The organism is Nocardioides pelophilus, from assembly GCF_014180685.1.
Lineage (GTDB): Bacteria > Actinomycetota > Actinomycetes > Propionibacteriales > Nocardioidaceae > Nocardioides > Nocardioides pelophilus.
Genome location: NZ_JACEHF010000088.1, coordinates 1 through 17320, shown reverse-complemented (window position 1 = coordinate 17320; position 17320 = coordinate 1). Strand labels below are relative to the sequence as shown.

Annotated in this window: 20 protein-coding genes and 1 tRNA gene; 17 read left to right on the top strand and 4 right to left on the bottom strand. The window is 70.0% G+C overall.

All coding sequences use genetic code 11. The features are described from left to right. The 11 genes from H0488_RS14430 to H0488_RS14380 all read left to right on the top strand — a co-directional run. Positions 1-1484, top strand: a 1484-nt coding sequence (locus tag H0488_RS14430; RefSeq protein ID WP_220794598.1) for a sensor histidine kinase, incomplete at its 5' end; no start/stop codon positions are given. Beyond that, complete coding sequence (locus H0488_RS14425; RefSeq protein WP_183099964.1) at positions 1481-2173, top strand: response regulator; 693 nt, start codon at positions 1481-1483, stop codon at positions 2171-2173. The genes H0488_RS14430 and H0488_RS14425, both read left to right, overlap by 4 nt. Further along, positions 2170-2745 carry a sugar O-acetyltransferase gene (locus H0488_RS14420; protein ID WP_220794597.1) on the top strand — a complete coding sequence of 192 codons (576 nt, stop codon included), beginning with the start codon at positions 2170-2172 and terminating at the stop codon, positions 2743-2745. Before H0488_RS14425 ends, H0488_RS14420 begins: the two co-directional genes overlap by 4 nt. A gap of 83 nt (positions 2746-2828) precedes the next feature. Further along, the gene (locus H0488_RS14415; RefSeq protein ID WP_183099963.1) at positions 2829-3779 is read left to right on the top strand and encodes an acyl-CoA desaturase; all 951 of its coding nucleotides are present in this window, start codon (positions 2829-2831) and stop codon (positions 3777-3779) included. 2 nt (positions 3780-3781) lie between these two features. Continuing rightward, entirely contained in the window at positions 3782-4222 is a 441-nt protein-coding gene (locus H0488_RS14410; RefSeq protein ID WP_183099962.1) for a M67 family metallopeptidase, read from the top strand. Between the two features lies 1 nt (position 4223). Next, positions 4224-4502, top strand: a complete 279-nt coding sequence (locus H0488_RS14405) for a MoaD family protein (RefSeq protein ID WP_183099961.1) — start codon at positions 4224-4226, stop codon at positions 4500-4502. Positions 4503-4504: 2 nt separating this feature from the next. Continuing rightward, positions 4505-5455, top strand: a complete 951-nt coding sequence (locus tag H0488_RS14400; protein ID WP_183099960.1) for a PLP-dependent cysteine synthase family protein — start codon at positions 4505-4507, stop codon at positions 5453-5455. 274 nt (positions 5456-5729) lie between these two features. Next, positions 5730-7064, top strand: a complete 1335-nt coding sequence (locus tag H0488_RS14395; protein WP_183099959.1) for an HNH endonuclease signature motif containing protein — start codon at positions 5730-5732, stop codon at positions 7062-7064. Between the two features lie 218 nt (positions 7065-7282). Further along, complete coding sequence (locus H0488_RS14390) at positions 7283-7798, top strand: YxiG-like protein (RefSeq protein WP_183099958.1); 516 nt, start codon at positions 7283-7285, stop codon at positions 7796-7798. Between the two features lie 137 nt (positions 7799-7935). Then, positions 7936-8679 (top strand): AAA family ATPase, encoded by a 744-nt coding sequence (locus H0488_RS14385; protein WP_183099957.1) that lies wholly within the window; start codon positions 7936-7938, stop codon positions 8677-8679. A gap of 164 nt (positions 8680-8843) precedes the next feature. After that, the gene (locus H0488_RS14380; RefSeq protein WP_183099956.1) at positions 8844-9287 is read left to right on the top strand and encodes a hypothetical protein; all 444 of its coding nucleotides are present in this window, start codon (positions 8844-8846) and stop codon (positions 9285-9287) included. A gap of 312 nt (positions 9288-9599) precedes the next feature. Here H0488_RS14380 and H0488_RS14375 read toward each other — a convergent pair whose 3' ends face one another. Together H0488_RS14375 and H0488_RS14370 are read right to left on the bottom strand one after the other, a co-directional pair. After that, on the bottom strand, positions 9600-10304 hold the full coding sequence (locus H0488_RS14375; protein ID WP_183099955.1) for a HEAT repeat domain-containing protein: 705 nt from the start codon (positions 10302-10304) through the stop codon (positions 9600-9602). 54 nt (positions 10305-10358) lie between these two features. Then, positions 10359-11477, bottom strand: a complete 1119-nt coding sequence (locus H0488_RS14370) for an alkaline phosphatase family protein (protein ID WP_246372150.1) — start codon at positions 11475-11477, stop codon at positions 10359-10361. Positions 11478-11522: 45 nt separating this feature from the next. Between H0488_RS14370 and murI the strand changes: the two genes are divergently transcribed. From murI to rdgB, 6 genes are read left to right on the top strand one after another with little or no spacing between them, the layout of a single operon-like run. Further along, entirely contained in the window at positions 11523-12353 is an 831-nt protein-coding gene (gene murI / locus H0488_RS14365; protein ID WP_183099953.1) for a glutamate racemase, read from the top strand. A gap of 8 nt (positions 12354-12361) precedes the next feature. Then, positions 12362-13156, top strand: a complete 795-nt coding sequence (locus H0488_RS14360) for an MBL fold metallo-hydrolase (protein ID WP_183099952.1) — start codon at positions 12362-12364, stop codon at positions 13154-13156. Between the two features lie 45 nt (positions 13157-13201). Beyond that, positions 13202-14209, top strand: a complete 1008-nt coding sequence (locus H0488_RS14355) for an ABC transporter ATP-binding protein (protein ID WP_183099951.1) — start codon at positions 13202-13204, stop codon at positions 14207-14209. Beyond that, on the top strand, positions 14206-15009 hold the full coding sequence (locus H0488_RS14350) for an ABC transporter permease (protein WP_183099950.1): 804 nt from the start codon (positions 14206-14208) through the stop codon (positions 15007-15009). The genes H0488_RS14355 and H0488_RS14350 overlap by 4 nt, the downstream gene beginning before the upstream one ends. A 22-nt stretch (positions 15010-15031) precedes the next feature. After that, a complete protein-coding gene (gene rph / locus H0488_RS14345) occupies positions 15032-15739 on the top strand; it encodes a ribonuclease PH (protein WP_183099949.1) in 708 nt (235 codons plus the stop codon). Further along, positions 15739-16353 carry an RdgB/HAM1 family non-canonical purine NTP pyrophosphatase gene (rdgB, locus tag H0488_RS14340; protein WP_183099966.1) on the top strand — a complete coding sequence of 205 codons (615 nt, stop codon included), beginning with the start codon at positions 15739-15741 and terminating at the stop codon, positions 16351-16353. Before rph ends, rdgB begins: the two co-directional genes overlap by 1 nt. 15 nt (positions 16354-16368) lie before the next feature. Here rdgB and H0488_RS14335 read toward each other — a convergent pair. Further along, positions 16369-16442: transfer RNA gene (locus tag H0488_RS14335), tRNA-Leu, on the bottom strand. 24 nt (positions 16443-16466) lie between these two features. After that, a partial coding sequence (locus H0488_RS14330; protein WP_220794596.1) for a hypothetical protein occupies positions 16467-17320 on the bottom strand: 854 nt, incomplete at its 5' end.

Sequence of the window (17320 nt, the reverse complement as noted above, 5' to 3'; positions counted from 1 at the left end):
CGGTGGCCGAGCACGTCGCCACCCTGCCCGACGTGAGGAGCGCGCTGGTGGCGGTCCGGGACGGCACCGCTCCGGCGAGCGGCCTCCCGCGCCGGCTGGCGCCGTACGCCGACCGCGGCGCCAGCCTCTCCAGCGCGACCGACGTCATGGTGATCTCGCTGGACGGCGTAGTGCTGGGAGCGACCGAGCCCAGCCGCGTGGGCGACGAGGCCGAGCTCGGCGACAGCGACGCGCTCGAGGGCCGCGGCTGGACCGGCGACGTCGAGGTCGACGGCGAGCGCACCGTGGTGGCGCACGCGCCGATCATCGCCGAGGACGGTTCGCTGCTCGGGATCGTGGCGGCCGAGGAGACCTACCCGCCGGTGACCGACCAGGTCGCGACGGCCGCGCCGTACCTGGCGCTCTACCTCGGCCTCGGCGCACTGCTGGGCCTCGCCGGGACGTACGCCGTGTCCCGCGTGGTGCGCCGCTCGACCCGCGGCCTCGGCACGACCGAGCTCGCCAACCTCGCCGACCACCGCGAGGCGCTGCTGCACGCGATCCGGGAGGGCGTCGTCGGCGTCGGCAACGACGGTCGGGTCACCGCGATGAACGACGCCGCCCGCACCACGCTCGGGCTCGAGGACGTCCCGGACCCGGTCGGGCGGCCGGTCGCCGACCTCGGCCTGGACCCCCAGGTGGTCGCCCTGCTGACCGGCGAGGGCGACGACGTCCGCGACGCGCTCGCGCTCGTCGGCACCCGCGCGGTCGTCTTCAACCGCGGTCGGGCGTCGACCGGCGGTCGCGGCATCGGCACCGTGACGACGCTGCGCGACCGCACCGAGCTGGTGTCGCTGCAGAGCCAGCTCAGCTCCAACCTGTCGATCACCGACACCCTGCGCGCCCAGACCCACGAGTTCGACAACCGGCTGCACACGATCTCGGGTCTGGTCCAGCTGGGGGAGTACGACGAGGTGGCCGCCCTGGTCGGCACCCTCACCCGGCACCGGGCCGACGTGAGCGAGCGGGTCGCGAAGCGGCTGCACGACCCCGCCGTCGCCGCGCTCGTGGTGGCCAAGCACGCGGTGGCCGAGGAGCGCGGTGTCACCCTCGAGCTCGACCCGGGCTCGCGGCTCCCCGCACTCGAGCCGGAGGAGGTCGCCGACCTCACCACCGTGCTCGGCAACCTGGTCGACAACGCGATCGACGCGACCGCAGGGGCGCCCGAGCCGCTCGTCGAGCTGTGGATCCTGGCCGACGACGACGCGGTGAGGGTGCGGGTGCGGGACAACGGGCCGGGCGTGCCCGAGGACCTGCGGGACGCGATCTTCGTCCGTGGCTTCTCGACCAAGCCGGAGGTGCTCGGTGGGCGCGGGATCGGGCTCCCGCTCGTGCGGCTGATCTGCGCCCAGCACGGCGGGACGGTGAGCGTCGAGACCGCCGACACCGGCGGCGCGGACTTCCTGGTGACGCTGCCCCTGACCCGCCAGGATGGTGACTCATGATCCGGGTGCTCGTCGTCGACGACGACTTCATGGTGGCGCGCATCCACACCGCGTTCGTCGAGCGCACCGACGGGTTCGAGGTCGCCGGTACGGCCAGCAGCGGTGCGGAGGCGCTCGAGCTGGTCGCGTCGCTCGAGCCGGACCTGGTGCTCCTCGACGTCCACCTCCCGGACATCTCCGGCCTCGACGTGCTGGAGCGGCTGCGTGCCGAGGGCCGCAACGTGGCGGTGGTGATGGTGACCGCCGAGCGCGGTGCCGCGGCCGTGCGTTCGGCGCTCCACGGCGGCGCGATGCAGTACCTCGTCAAGCCCTTCGAGTACGACGACCTCGCCGACCGCCTGCGCCAGGTCGCCGCGGCTCTGGCCAGCCTCCCCGAGGGGGATGCCGAGGAGCACGTCGACCAGGCCGCGATCGACCAGGCCTTCGGCGCCGGCCGGGCCGGGTCCGACGTACCTCCCGTGCTGCCGAAGGGGCTCAGCCCGGAGACCGCCGACCTGGTCCTCGCCGCGGCTCGTGCGGCCGGAGAGATCTCCGCGTCGGAGGCGGCGGAGGCGGTGGGGCTGTCGCGAGTGACGGCGCGCCGCTACCTCGAGCACTTCGTCGATGCCGGCGCGGCCGAGGTGCGGCTGAGGTACGGCGGCACCGGCCGCCCGGAGCGGCGCTACCGTGTCGGCGGGAGGCCACGATGACCACGCCGGACGACGGCCGCAGCATGAAGGAGCGGATGCTCGCCGGCGATCTCTACATCACCGACGCCGAGATCCTCGCCGACCAGGCGCGTTCGCAGCAGCTGATGGCGACCTACAACACCTCGGCCGCCGACGACTCGCGGTACCGCCGGCGGCTGCTCGAGGAGCTGTTGGGGTCGGTGGGGGAGGACACCGAGATCCGCCCGCCGTTCTACGTCGACTACGGCTCGCGGATCACCTTCGGCGCTCGCTGCTTCGCCAACTTCGGCCTGGTGGCGCTCGACGTCGCCCCGATCACGATCGGCGACGACGTCCAGATCGGCCCCAACGTGCAGCTGCTCACGCCGACCCACCCGCTCGAGCCCGGGCCGCGCCGCGACAAGTGGGAGTCCGCCGCACCGATCACGGTCGGCGACAACGTGTGGCTCGGCGGCGGTGTCATCGTGCTGCCCGGCGTCACGATCGGCGCCGACACCGTGGTGGGCGCCGGGTCGGTCGTCACCAGGGACCTGCCGGCCGGGGTGGTCGCGGTCGGCAACCCGGCCCGGGTGATCCGGGCCGTCGACGGCTGACGTCCAGAGTTTTCGCCGCGGCAATCTCCGTTCGTCTGTGAGGGCTACGCTCGGAGCAACAGCCCACCCGTCCCGGAGACCCCATGAACGCGATCGACGAAGCCCACCCGACCGCGACTCCGGAACGCGTGACGCTGGGTGACGACGTCCAATCCCTGCGCGAGCGCGTCGCCCTCGCATCCTTCATCGTCGTACCTTTCCTGGCGATCCTCGCCGCGATCCCTGTCGCCTGGGGCGGCTGGCTCGGCTGGAGCGACGTCGTCATCACGTTCGTGATGTACGGCCTGACCCTCCACGGCGTCACGGTCGGCTACCACCGGCTCTTCACCCACAAGTCGTTCAAGCCGAACCGGGCGGTCAAGGTCGTGCTCGCGGTGCTCGGCTCGATGGCGATCGAGGGGCCGGTCATCCGGTGGGTCGCCGACCACCGCAAGCACCACCGCTACTCCGACAAGGACGGCGACCCGCACTCGCCGTGGCGCTACGGCACCTCGCTGCGCGGCCTCACCAAGGGCTTCCTGTGGGCGCACGTGGGATGGCTGTTCCACGCCGAGCAGTCCCCGATCGAGAAGTACGCGCCCGACCTCACCCAGGACCGCGACCTGGTGCGGATCTCGCGGATGTTCTGGATGTGGGTGCTGGTCTCGATCCTGCTCCCGCCGGTCGCCGGCTTCCTGCTCACCTGGTCGTGGCAGGGCGCGCTGACCGCCTTCTTCTGGGGCACCGTCGTCCGCATCGGCCTGCTCCACCACGTGACCTGGTCGATCAACTCGATCTGCCACACCGTCGGCGAGCGTCCGTTCCGCTCCCGGGACCGCTCCGGCAACGTGTGGTGGCTGGCGATCCCGTCGGGCGGCGAGTCGTGGCACAACCTCCACCACGCCGACCCCACCAGCGCCCGCCACGGCGTCAAGCGCTGGCAGCTCGACAGCTCCGCGCGGATCATCTGGATCCTCGAGAAGCTCGGCTGGGCCCGGGAGGTCCGGTGGCCGACCGCGGAGCGGATCGCGGCGAGGACAGCCCCTACCCTGTAACGGTGCTGACCATCGACCAGGCGACCTACGACGCCATCGTCACCCACGCCAAGCGGGACCATCCCGTCGAGGCGTGCGGCATCGTCGCCGGACCGGAGGGGAGCGACCGCCCCGAGCGCTTCATCGAGATGGTGAACGCCGCCGGTAGCCCGACCTTCTACGAGTACGACTCGACCGACCTGCTCGAGCTCTACAAGGAGATGGACCAGCGCGACGAGGAACCGGTCGTCATCTACCACTCCCACACGGCGACCGAGGCCTACCCGAGTGTGACCGACATCAAGCTGGCCGGCGAGCCGGGCGCCCACTACGTGCTCGTCAGCACCCGCGAGCACGGGAATAACGACGGCCCGGTCGAGTTCAGGTCTTATCGAATCGTCGACGGCGTGGTGACCGAGGAAGAGGTCTCCGTCGTCCCCACCCTCCAGAAGAGCGAGCTCTGACATGGCCATCGAGGTCCGGATCCCGACCATCCTGCGCACCTACACCGACGGCGAGAAGGCAGTCACCGCCGACGGCGCCAGCCTCGGTGCGCTGATCGACTCCCTCGAGGCCGACCACCCCGGCATCAAGGAGCGCCTGATCGAGAACGGCGACCTGCGGCGGTTCATCAACATCTACGTCAACGACGAGGACGTGCGGTTCATGGGCGGCCTCGAGGCCGAGCTCAGCGACGGGGACCAGGTCGTCGTACTCCCCGCGGTCGCCGGCGGCGCTGCCTGATCATGGTCCGCTACGACAACCTCCTCGCCTCGGTCGGCAACACGCCGCTTGTCGGACTGCCGAGGTTGTCGCCGACCCCCGAGGTGCGGCTCTGGGCGAAGCTCGAGGACCGCAACCCCACCGGCTCGATCAAGGACCGCCCGGCGCTCCGGATGATCGAGGAGGCCGAGAAGGACGGGACGCTCCGTCCCGGCTGCACGATCCTCGAGCCGACCTCCGGCAACACCGGCATCTCGATCGCGATGGCGGCCAAGCTCAAGGGCTACCGGTGCGTCTTCGTGATGCCCGAGAACACCAGCGAGGAGCGGCGCCAGCTGCTGCGCATGTGGGGCTCCGAGATCGTCTCCAGCCCCGCCGCCGGCGGCTCCAACGAGGCGGTCCGGGTCGCCAAGCAGATGTCGGCCGAGCACCCCGACTGGGTGATGCTCTACCAGTACGGCAACGCCGCCAACGCGCTCGCCCACGAGGAGGGCACCGGCCCCGAGCTGCTCGCCGACCTCCCCTCGATCACCCACTTCGTCGCCGGTCTCGGCACGACCGGCACCCTCATGGGCGTCTCCCGCTACTTCCGCAAGGCCAAGCCGGACGTCAAGATCGTCGCCGCCGAGCCGCGCTACGGCGAGCTCGTCTACGGCCTGCGCAACCTCGACGAGGGCTTCGTCCCCGAGCTGTACGACGCCTCGCTGATCGACTCCCGCTTCTCCGTCGGTCCCCGCGACGCCGTACGCCGGGTTCGCGAGATGCTCGAGCTCGAGGGCATCTTCGCCGGCATCTCGACCGGCGCGATCCTGCACGCCGCGCTCGGCCAGGCCGCCAAGGCCGTGAAGGCCGGCGAGCCCGCCGACATCGCCTTCGTCATCGCCGACGGCGGCTGGAAGTACCTCTCCACCGGTGCCTACGAAGGCACCATCGACGACGCCGAGGACCGCCTCGAGGGCCAGCTCTGGGCTTGAGCTGCCTACTCGGGAAGCCAGGTGAGCGGTCCGTAGTCGTTGAAGCCGGCGTGCTCGGCGAGCACGCTGCCGTCGGCAGTGGAGATCTCGGCGGTACTGCGAGACGGCGAGGTTCGCACACGTTCGCCGTACCCAGCCCGCGGGATGCTGAGGCCACGACGAGCGCCCGGATCATGAGCCACCTTTCGTCCACCGGCCTCATCGGCAGGAGTCCTATCCACAGGCGAGCTCTGAGCGTTTCGTTGTGTCGGATGTTCCATGTTGAATAGGTGTCATGGATCTCGGGACCGCACCGCTCTTCGACCTCACCGCTCCGGCGGCCGTGGCCGACGAGCTCGCTGTGTTGTCGCGGTCCGACGAGCTGCTCGCTGAGATCCGCGGCCACCGGACGGTGGTCGCCGAACGCGAGATCGCCACCCTGCGGGCGATCGTGGAATGGGCTGCCGAGCATGTGGTGGCCGATGAGGCAGATGCTGCGACGTTGACCGAACGCGGCCTGGATACCGGCCTCCCTCTCGCGGGACCGGGTGCACCGCTGATCTCCGACTTCGCGGTCATGGAGTTGAGTGCCCTTCTGGGTCGGTCCCTTGACTCCGGACGCAACTACGTCGGGCAGGTGATCGAGCTGGCCCACCGGCTCCCGCGACTCTGGGCCCGGGTGCTCGACGGTGAGGTCCCGGTGTGGAAGGCACTCCGGGTCACCGACTCCACCCGGCTGCTGCCCGCCGAGGCCGCTGTGTTCGTGGACCGCCACCTCGCCCCCTACGCCCACGGGTGCACTTGGACCCAGGTCGACCGGCTCGTCGAGGAAGCACTGGTGCGGTTCGACCCCGAAGCCGCGGAGGAGAGGCGACGCTCTGCTCAGGACCACCGTCACGTGGACACCGGGCTCGACGCCGTCGGCTACGACGGCATCGCCCACATCAACGGCGTCCTCGATGTTGCCGATGCCCTCGACCTGGAAAACGCTGTGGCCCGCCGGGCGAAGCTCTACGGCCAGCTCGGCGACGACGACTCCCTCGACGTACGCCGGGCCAAGGCGCTCGGTGAGATCGCGCGTGAGGACCTCGCCCTCGACCTGGAGGTCGCCGACCCCGATACCGGGGAGGTCGCCCGCACCATCGCGGGCCGCAGGACCGAGCTCGTCGTCCACCTCAGCGCGACCGACCAGACCGTGGGCCGGTTCGGCAACACCCGCACCCCGATCAGCGTCGAGCAGATCAAGCAATGGCTCGGATTGGCGCACACCTCGGTGATCGTGCGGCCGGTGATCGACCTGGCCGGCTCCCAGCCTGTGGACTCCTACGAGATCCCGGACCGCATCGCCCGACAGGTCAAGTTGCGTGACCACCACTGTGTCTTCCCGCACTGCACCCGACCGGCCGAGTCCTGCGACCTCGACCACATCGAGCCGCACGCCGCCGGCGGCGAGACCTCCGCCCGCAACCTGGCCCCGAAGTGCCGCGGGCACCATCGGATGAAGACCGCCGGCCGCGCCTCCTACCGGATGCTCACCCCGGGCACCTACTACTGGACCCTGCCCTCCGGCACCTACCTGGTCGATCCCACCGGCACCTACGACCTGACGCTCAGACCACCCGACCATTAGCTACCCCGCCCCGAAACCCCGCCATCGGCGGGGCCATCGGCATGCGCGCTACTGCCGAGCGGAGCGCACGCCTACCCTGAGTGGCACGAGGTCGAAGGCACGGTAAGGGGCCGGGACCCCTGGGTGCGATCCGGGCCGGTCTACCTCGTCAAACCGCGCTACTGCCGAATACAGCGCGCATCGGGCGGACGCGGCGACAACTGGTGCAGGCTGTCCATGTGGACGAGCAACAACTACGCGCAGCCCTCGACGAAGTCTTCGACCAGGCCGTTGTGTTCCACGGTTTCGCGGACTTCATGCGGGACTACGACGTGTACGTCTACGCGACCGCTGACCCTCGAAAGGGGATCGAACCGGAACACCTTCGCTACCGATTCACCCACTGCGTCCGCGCGACCGTGACCACTGCTGTCCGCCCTGACGTTTGGCCGCACTCGCTCGGCGATGAGTTCACCGACTACGACGAATGGCAGCGTGCAGGTGAGCCCGAGGGATACGTGTGGGGCGTCAAGTGGCAGGGGCTCTATCCGGGCATGCAGCTGATGCCAGAGTCCGATGAGACCCGGGAATGGTCGAAGGTTCTGGGCCGTCCCGTACACGAGGTACTGATCGAGACCAACGGGCACAACCTGACGCTGGTGTTCTCCGATCTCCGAGTCAGCGCCGTCGACCCAGGAACCGCTCCCTTCGTCGTCCCGCAGTCAGGCCCAGACGGCGAGTTCCCGTTGGACTAGTGCCCGCAATTGCCGCGTCAAGCGCACGGTTCTGCCCACGAGGGGCGGGTTCCTGGTGGGTCGTCAAGTGACGCAACCGAACGGAGGCAACGACGGCGGCGCAGGTATTGTCCGGCGCCCCGATGTAGCGTCTCGCCATGATGACCGGCGATCCGCTGCGTGATCGGCGGCCTGTGCGTCGGGTGAAAGCAAGCGCGTCCGCTCCGCGCACCTTTCGGCAGTGGCCGGCATCGATTCCCGCGGTCGCGCAGGTGCTTCGCGAGGGGCTCGAGTTGCGACCGGGCGTCACGTTGCTGGTTGGGGAGAACGGCAGTGGAAAGTCGACGCTGGTTGAAGCGCTCGCGATGGCGTTCGGTTTGGCTGCCGAGGGTGGCACGCGCAACGCGCAGCAAGGCACCCGCGCTACCGAGTCACCGCTGCACGAATGGCTCGCACTCGAGCGCGCGGCTGGAGCTCCGAGATGGGGCTTCTTCCTCCGCGCCGAGACGATGCACGGCTACTTCACCCGCCAGGAGTCGTTCAGCACCGATCGGGATCCGGTCTTTCATGAGATGAGTCATGGGGAATCGTTCCTCGAGGTGCTACGGACTCGGTTCGACTCTCCCGGCTTGTACTGCCTAGATGAGCCCGAGGCAGCATTGTCCTTCAGTGCACAGCTCGCGCTCGTGGGGACGCTCCACGACCTGGCCTCGGCGGGCGCTCAGATCGTGTGTGCCACGCACTCCCCATTGCTGGCGGCGACCCCGGGAGCACAGATCCTCGAGATCGGACCGTGGGGTGTTCGACCGACCGCGTGGGAGGACCTCGAGCTGGTCACGCACTGGCGACGTTACCTAGAAACACCGATGAGGTATCTGCGGCACGTAATTGATCCTCATTAGTGCGAGTCTGTGTCGGCGCGAATGAACCCTCGGAGGAGTTCGCGGGCCGTGCAAAATGCCGGCGCAGCGCTCGATCCTGCCGAGTTGGGTGCATCGTCGTCGAGTCGCGGTTCCGGTTGCATAACGCTCGGAGAGAACCGCCTGTCGCGTGCGACCCTGAGCTCATGGCTCTTCGGCCGACCCTCGCCCAGCAGGCTGCGACGCTTGCCTTTGCGGCCCTGGTCGCGGCCGGACTGTCTGGCTGCTCGGATGATCCTGTTGAGGAGCACGACTCCGACCAGAGCGTTGTGATCTCCTTAAAGGTGGAGTCGGAGTGGTGGCCGGCAGCGATCGTCAAGGGGCGAATGATCGAGCAGGACGGCTGCCTCCTGATCGACAAAGCCATTGCGGTGTTCCCGATGGGTACGACGTGGGACGCTCCGAACGTGCTCTTTGACGACGGCCGGAGCGTGAAGGTCGGCAGTCGTGTGCGGATGGGCGGCGGATGGGCCGAAGTCAACGAGCTCACCCAGGAGGGACTTCCGGCAGTGCCGGCCGATGAGGTCCACGAATGTGCTCGTCGGACCGGCGCGACCCTTTATGTGTGGGCGCGCCCCATCGTCGACTGAGCGCAGCGGCCAGCTACTGCCGCGACCACAGCGCGGTCGTGCCGAACAGAGTGCGTGTCGTCTGCGGGGAAGACCGGCGAATGTCGGCGGGCGCCTGTCCTGGACGACTGTCAGACGAGCTCAGCAAAGCGAGAAGCCGAGTCTGACCACGGCGGTCGCACATCGAATATCCGGTATCGGAGCGTTGGGTGAGGATCATCGCCGCTCGGGGTCAGCTCGATCGAGAGCGCCACGCGCTCAGGTGGACCCCCTACCTGTTGCACGGGTCTGCTGCTACTGGTGCGCGTTCTTGCCGACAAGCGCGGATTCGAACTACTCGTCGCTCTCACCACGAAGCCTGATGCGCTCGGCGTTCTTGAGGGCCTTCCGGATGTACTCGTCGTCGTGCTTCGCCCAGGCCTCCGGCTCGTCGGGCGAAACGGCGCGCCCGCCGCGCTGATCCTCGTAGACATCCTCTTGCACCTGGTCCGGGGGCCGCACCTCCGCAGCCACGGCCGGCACTCCGGTGCCGTCGAAAACTGCCGGCCACGTCCGGCGCAGCCAATGCTGTTCATCGCGGTCCAGCGCAGACCAATGTCTGACGATGATCCGTGCCACCTCGGCATGGAGGCCGTGACGTACCGCGAACCTGATCGCGCTGGGCAACTCGTAGGGGTCCCAGGTTGCTTCGCGCCTCCTGCGGCCGAGCCTTCGGTCCAACCACTCGAACACTGCGTCGGCCGCTTCGGCTGTCCCAACCTGCGCCAGCTCCGATGCCGCCTTCCCCTGCAGCTCGATAGAGCGCGACAGCAGAGCCTCCGAAAGCACGTCCGTCGCTGTGGGTCCGCAGCGACGAGCGAGCGCATGGAGCGCGTTCGAGCGTGCGGGACCTGTCTCCGAGGCGTACAGCAGGCGCAACTGGGTGGGACCTTCGCTGCCCGCGGAGTGGGCCAGAGCGTTGAACAGGACTGCTCGGTCGTCGCCCTTGGCATACGGCAGCGCCCTCAACAGGTCGACGTCACGCCATCGCTCGGCCACCCGCCTATCCTGCCGAATGCCGGTGCGGTCCACCTCTGACCCCCGCCCGCGCGGTCAGTGCCAGGTCAGGCTCTGGTCGTGTCCCCAGAGACTGCCGGGGATTTCGCCGAGCCCGAGCAGGTTCGCGCAGAGGTTCGCGAGGTCGCCGTTGCGGATGGGCTGGGCGCCCTTGAAGTGGATCCGCTCGTCGCCGGGGTCGGCGTAGGCGGGGTTGAGGTCGTAGAGGTTGCCGGAGGTGACGCCGGGGCCCCAGATCAGGAACGGGACCCGGTAGTTGCTGAGCAGCGTCTCGTCGGCGTGCGTGCGCTCTCCCTTCGGTCCACCGTGGTCGGCCGTGAGCACGACGACCACGTCGGAGAGCTGGTCGTGCTCGCGGATCGCGGTCAGCAGGACGCCGAGCAGGTCGTCGATGCGTCGCGCCGTCCACAGGTAGGCCCGGCTGAGCCAGCCGTGGGCGTGGCCGGCCTCGTCGAGCGCCCCGAGGTGGAGGAAGGTGAACGCCCGGTCGCGCCGCAGCAGGTCGCGCCGGGCGGCCAGGGTGACGTCGCGGTCGCGGTCCTGCAGGATCGTCGACCGGTCGACCGAGGCCGGCCACGACCGTTGGAAGATCGAGAACTTCGACTCGGTGGCGAACAGCGCACTGCTNATCGAGAACTTCGACTCGGTGGCGAACAGCGCACTGCTGCCGCCCGCTCCGTTCACCCGGGTGAAGATCGAGCCGACCTCCCCGCCGGCGGCCTCCTGGACGGTGTCGGGGCGCCGGGGCTTGTCGTCGTTCCAGGTGACGCCGTGGCCGCCCTCGGCCGCGTCGATCCGGCGGCCGGTGAGCATGCTGGTGTGGTTGGGGAGGGTCACCGTCATCTCGACCTGGCTACGCGCGTTGCGCGTGCTGGCTCCTTGGCGGAACAGCCGGTGCAGGTGGGGGGTGCCCCTCCGGCCGAGCCGGTCGAGGAGCCGGACGTTGAAGCCGTCGAGCGAGATCGCGAGCACCTGGGGGTCGTCGAGGAGGGCGGCCGCGGCCGGAGCCGAGACGCGCGGGCCGTCGTACGCCGGCGCCGGGACCGGGGCGAGGGCGGCAGCGAGGGCGAGGCCGGCCGAGGCGACGGCGAGGCGGCGACCCCAGGCACGGGGAGTGGTCACGGCGGGCACGCTACCGCGCGACGTGACCTCCATCGCGAATCAGGCGAGAAGGGCGGGCGAACGCCTACCCTGTGAGGCGTGCCACCGCCGATCGCCCGCGACCCGGATCCGTTGGACGCGCCGATCGGCATCTTCGACTCGGGCTTCGGCGGCCTCACGGTCGCCCGTTCGGTCATCGACCAGCTGCCGCACGAGTCGCTGCTCTACGTCGGCGACACCGCCCGCCAGCCCTACGGCCCCAAGCCGATCGGCGAGGTGCGCGAGTACGCCCTCGAGTGCCTCGACCACCTCGTCGAGCAGGGCGTCAAGGCCCTGGTCATCGCCTGCAACTCCGCGAGTGCGGCGATGCTCCGCGACGCGCGGGAGCGGTACGACGTCCCGGTGGTCGAGGTGATCTACCCGGCCACGCGGCGCGCGGTGGCGGCGACCAAGAACGGCCGGATCGGCGTGATCTGCACCCGGTCCACCGCCGAGTCGATGGCGTACGACGACGCCTTCGCCGCCGCGCCGCACCTCCAGCTCACCACCCGCGCCTGCCCGCGGTTCGTCGACTTCGTCGAGGCGGGCGTCACGGGCGGCGACGAGCTGCTGGCCGTCGCGCACGAGTACCTCGACCCGCTGACCGAGCTCGGTGTCGACACGCTGATCCTCGGCTGCACCCACTACCCGTTGCTGACCGGCGTCATCTCCTACGTCATGGGGGACGGGGTGACCCTCGTCAGCAGCGCCGAGGAGTGCGCGAAGGACGTCTACCGGATGCTCGCCGACACCGGCCTGATGCGCGAGGGCGGCGAGCCGTCGTACTCCTTCGTGACGACCGGGTCGCCCGCCGAGTTCGAGACCATCGGCCGCCGCTTCCTCGGCCCGGAGCTCGCGGGTGCTGACCAGTTCATCGGTGGACTGGCATGATCGGCCAGATGGGGACCCAAATCGCCGGAGGGTCGTTCCGGATGACGGTGGTCGGGTGCTCGGGCTCGTACCCGGGACCGGACTCGCCTGCGAGCTGCTACCTGGTCCAGGCCGAGGTCGGTGACCGCACCTGGAGCCTGGTCGTCGACCTCGGCAACGGGGCGCTCGGCGCGCTGCAGCGGTACGTCGATCCGCTCGAGGTCGATGCCGTGCTGCTCAGCCACCTGCACGCCGACCACTGCGTCGACATGACCAGCTACTACGTCCTGCGCAAGTACCACCCCGCCGGCATCCAGCCGAAGATCCCCGTGTGGGGTCCGAGCGGTACGTCGCTGCGGCTCGCCAACGCCTACGACCTGCCCACCTCGCCCGGCATGAGCGAGGAGTTCGAGTTCCACACCTACGACGCGCCGTTCTCGGTCGGGCCCTTCGAGATCGAGCCGTACGCCGTCGACCACCCAGTCGAGGCCTACGGCATGCGGATCTCGGTCGAGACCCCCGAGGGTCGCCGTACCCTCGGCTACAGCGGCGACACCGGACCCACGCCGGCCCTCCTCGAGATCGCCGCCGACGCCGACCTGTTCCTCTCGGAGGCGTCCTTCCGGCACGGCGACGACAACCCGCCGAGCCTCCACCTCACCGGCACCGAGTGCGGTGAGACCGCGGCCAAGGGCAAGTCGAAGCGGCTCGTGCTCACCCACGTCCCGCCGTGGCACGACGCGCAGGTGATGCTCGCCGAGGCGGTCGCGGTCTACGACGGCCCGACCGAGCTCGCGGTCCAGGGCGCCGTCTACGACATCTGAGGGCCCTGCCGGTTTCGTTTCCGGTGATCGGGCAGGCTGTGGCCCATGATCACGGTCGATCACCTCACCAAGGCCTACGGAAGCTTCCGGGCCGTCGACGACGTCAGCTTCGTCTGCCACCGGGGCCGGGTCACCGGCTTCCTCGGTCCCAACGGCGCCGGCAAGACCACCACCATGCGGGTGATGGTCGGGCTGACCCCGCCGACCAGCGGGCGGGTCACCATCGGCGGCCTCGACTACGCCGCCATCCCCAACCCCGGGCGGCACGTCGGCGTGCTGCTGGACGCCTCTGCCCAGCACGGCGGCCGCACCGGCCGCGAGATCCTCACCCTCGGCGCGCTCGCGATGGGGCTGCCGAGCGCCCGGGTCGACGAGATGCTCGCGCTGGTCGGCCTGACCGACAACGAGGCGAAGCGACGCCTCCGCAACTACTCCCTCGGCATGAAGCAGCGGCTCGGCATCGCGCACGCGTTGCTGGGCGACCCCGAGGTGCTCATCCTCGACGAGCCCGCCAACGGCCTCGACCCGGCCGGCATCCGGTGGATGCGCGGCCTGCTGAAGTCGTACGCCGACCGCGGCGGCACCGTCCTCCTCTCCAGCCACCTGCTCAACGAGGTCGAGCTGATCGCCGACGAGATGATCCTCATCGGCCACGGCCGGATCGTCGCCCAAGGCGACAAGAAGTCGCTCCTGGCCGGGGCGCAGGGCGCCGCCACGTCGCTCGCGATGTCGCTCGACAACACCGCCCTCGCGACCGAGCTCGCCCGGCGCGGCCACCTGGTCGATCCGGTGGGCGAGGGGCTGCGGGTCAACGCGGCGACGGAGGTGGTCGGCCGGGCGGCGCTCGACGCCGGCGTCGTGCTGACCGACCTGCGCTCCGGAGGGGTCGGGCTCGAGGACCTGTTCCTCGAGCTGACCTCGGCGACGGCACGGGACGGGGCGGGCGCCGTACCTCCGCCACCACCGCCGCCGTCGCACGGCGTGCACGTGCCCCCGACGCCCAACATGCCGCCCGTCGACTCGCCCGTCACCCCTCCCGGAGGCCACCGATGAGCACCACTGCCGCCTCGCCCACGCTCGACGTCTCCGGCACCCGGCCGATCCCGTTCTGGCGTCTGGTCAGGGTCGAGCTGCGCAAGTCCTACGACACCCGCGCCGGGTTCTGGCTGCTCTTCACGATCGGGCTCCTGGTCGCGCTGGTCGAGATCGCGCTGCTCCTCGCCGTGCTCATCCAGGAGGAGCCGGTGGCCGTCTCCGACTTCTCGATCGTGGCCGCGTTCATCACCTCGATCCTGCTGCCCGTGCTCGGCATCCTGCTGGTCACCCAGGAATGGAGCCAGCGCACCGGGATGGTGACCTTCGCGATCGAACCGCGGCGGATCCGGGTCGTGCTCTCGAAGCTCGTCGTGGGGATCCTGCTCACGCTCCTCACCACCGTCTTCGTCTTCGTGCTCGGCGTGGTGCTCACGCTGGTCTGCGAGGTCGTGCAGCCCGACCTGACCAGCTGGGACTACGACTGGAGGTTCGTGGTCGCGTTCACCATCGGTCAGTCCCTGACCATGGTCGTGGGCTTCGCGCTCGCGGCGCTCCTCCTGAACACGCCGGGCGCGATCGTGCTGTTCTTCGTGTACTGGTGGGGCCTCTCGCTGATCCTCGCCGCCGTCGCCGGGATCTTCCCCCAGTTCATCGACGTGATCCCGTGGATCAACTTCCAGGTGGCGCTGGGGCCGCTCTACGAGTGGGAGCTGGACCGGGCCGAGGAGCTCGCGCAGATCCTCACGTCGGGCACGCTGTGGATCGGGATCCCGCTGGGCTTCGGGCTGTGGCGGATCCTCACCGCCGAGCTGAAGTAGTGCCTGGCTAGGCTCGGCGTCCATGAGCACCCGCGAGGACGGCCGCGCCGACGACGAGCTGCGCCCCATCACGATCACCCGCAACTGGCTGGACCACCCGGCAGGCTCGGTGCTGATCGAGTTCGGCAAGACCCGCGTCCTGTGCGCCGCGTCCGCGTCCGAGGGAGTGCCGCGGTGGCGCAAGGGCAGCGGGCTGGGCTGGGTGACCGCGGAGTACGCCATGCTCCCCGCCTCCACCAACACCCGCTCGGACCGCGAGTCGGTCAAGGGCCGGATCGGCGGACGCACCCACGAGATCAGCAGGCTGATCGGCCGTTCGCTGCGCGCGGTCATCGACTACAAGGCCCTCGGTGAGAACACCATCCAGCTCGACTGCGACGTGCTCCAGGCCGACGGCGGCACCCGCACGGCGGCGATCACCGGCGCCTACATCGCCCTCGCCGACGCGTGCGCCCACCTCGGCGTGACGGAGGCGCTCACCGGCTCGGTCGCGGCGATCAGCGTCGGCATCATCGACGGCGTGCCGCGCCTCGACCTGCCGTACGTCGAGGACGTCCGCGCCGAGACCGACATGAACGTCGTGATGACCGGTGCCGGCTCCTTCGTCGAGGTGCAGGGCACCGCCGAGGGCGCCGCGTTCTCCCGCGCCGAGCTCGACGCGCTGCTCGTGCTCGCCGAGAAGGGCTGCGCCGACCTGACCCGGATGCAGCAGGAGGCCCTCGCGTCGTGATGGTGCTCGTCGCCTCCCGCAACGCCAAGAAGCTCGAGGAGATGCAGCGCATCCTGCGCGAGCACCTCATCGACGTCGAGGTGCTCGGGCTCGACGACGTCGAGCCGTACGACGAACCCGTCGAGGACCAGCCGACCTTCGAGGGCAACGCGCTGCTCAAGGCGAGGGCCGGCGTGGCCAGCTCCGGGCTTCCGACGCTGGCCGACGACTCCGGGCTCTGCGTCGACGCGCTCAACGGGATGCCGGGCGTGCTGTCGGCCCGGTGGAGCGGTCCTCCGCTGAGCTCGAAGCAGGGGCAGGACGACCGGAACAACGAGCTGCTGCTGGCACAGCTGAGCGACGTACCCGACGAGCGTCGTACGGCCCACTTCACCTGCGCCGTCGCCCTCGTCCTCCCCGACGGCACCGAGCGGGTCGTCGAGGGTCGGATGGACGGCCGGATCATCCGTGAGGTGCGGGGGAGCGGCGGCTTCGGCTACGACGTGGTCTTCGAGGCGGACGACCGGCCGGGCGTCACCACCGCCGAGCTGAGCACGACCGACAAGGACGCGATCTCCCACCGGGGCAAGGCGCTGCGCGAGATCGCGCCGGTCGTCGCCGACCTGTTGCGCTGACCTGTCGCCACCGGGTGCGCCCGGTGAGATTCGAACTCACACTGGCACGGACCTAAACCGTGTGCCTCTACCGATTGGGCTACGGGCGCGCGGGTCGGAGTCTAGGCCGACCCTCACTCCTCCCAGGACCAGGTGTCGAGAACCTCGTAGTAGGTGTCCTTGAACCCGTTGTCGCCCTGGCGGAAGCTGGCGGTGATGGAGTACTGCTCGTCGCCCGAGATCACCAGGAAGGCGATCTGGTGCACCTGGAAGTCGTTGGCGTTGGTCCACTTCAGCTCGACGCCGGCGGCGTCCTTGCCGCCGATCTGGCGCTGCTCGGGCAGGTCGCTCGGCGTAGCGCCGGTCGAGCTGCTGAGCACGGTCTTCCACTGGTCGACCAGGTTGTCGACGTCGGTCTCGCCGAACGCGGACGAGGTCTCGACCAGGATGTTGCCGCGGGCGGTGCTGATCGAGTTGCCGGGGGCGGCGATCGAGTCGATGGTCCCCGTGGAGTCAGGAGTGTCGGCCGTGAGGTCCTTCCACTCGTTGTTGGGGAACTGGTAGGTGTAGCCGCTGCCCTGGAGCGTCAGCGCCGGGTCGGTGGTCGGGCCGCCGGTGTCGGTGGTCTCGGTGCTGCCCGTGGTGCCGGTGCTGCCGGTCTCGTCGGTCGTGGCGTTCTCGCTGGTCGGGTCGTCGGCTGACGGGTCGTCGTCGCCGCCCGACAGCGCGATGATGCTGATGATCGACACCACGCCGACGAGGACGATCGCCACGATCGCCCCGACGATCAGGCCGGAGCTCGACTTCTTCGGCGGTGGTGCGGAGTAGCCCGGGCTGGCCGTGAAGGCGTACGGCGACGCCTGGCTGCCGTACTGCCCGACCGACTGCGGCTGGGCCGCGGCCGCCGGCTGCTGTGCGGGCGCGGACGCCGGCGCACCCGTCAACGGCCACTGCTGCGGCGGTGACTGCGGCGGCTGCTGGGCGCTGG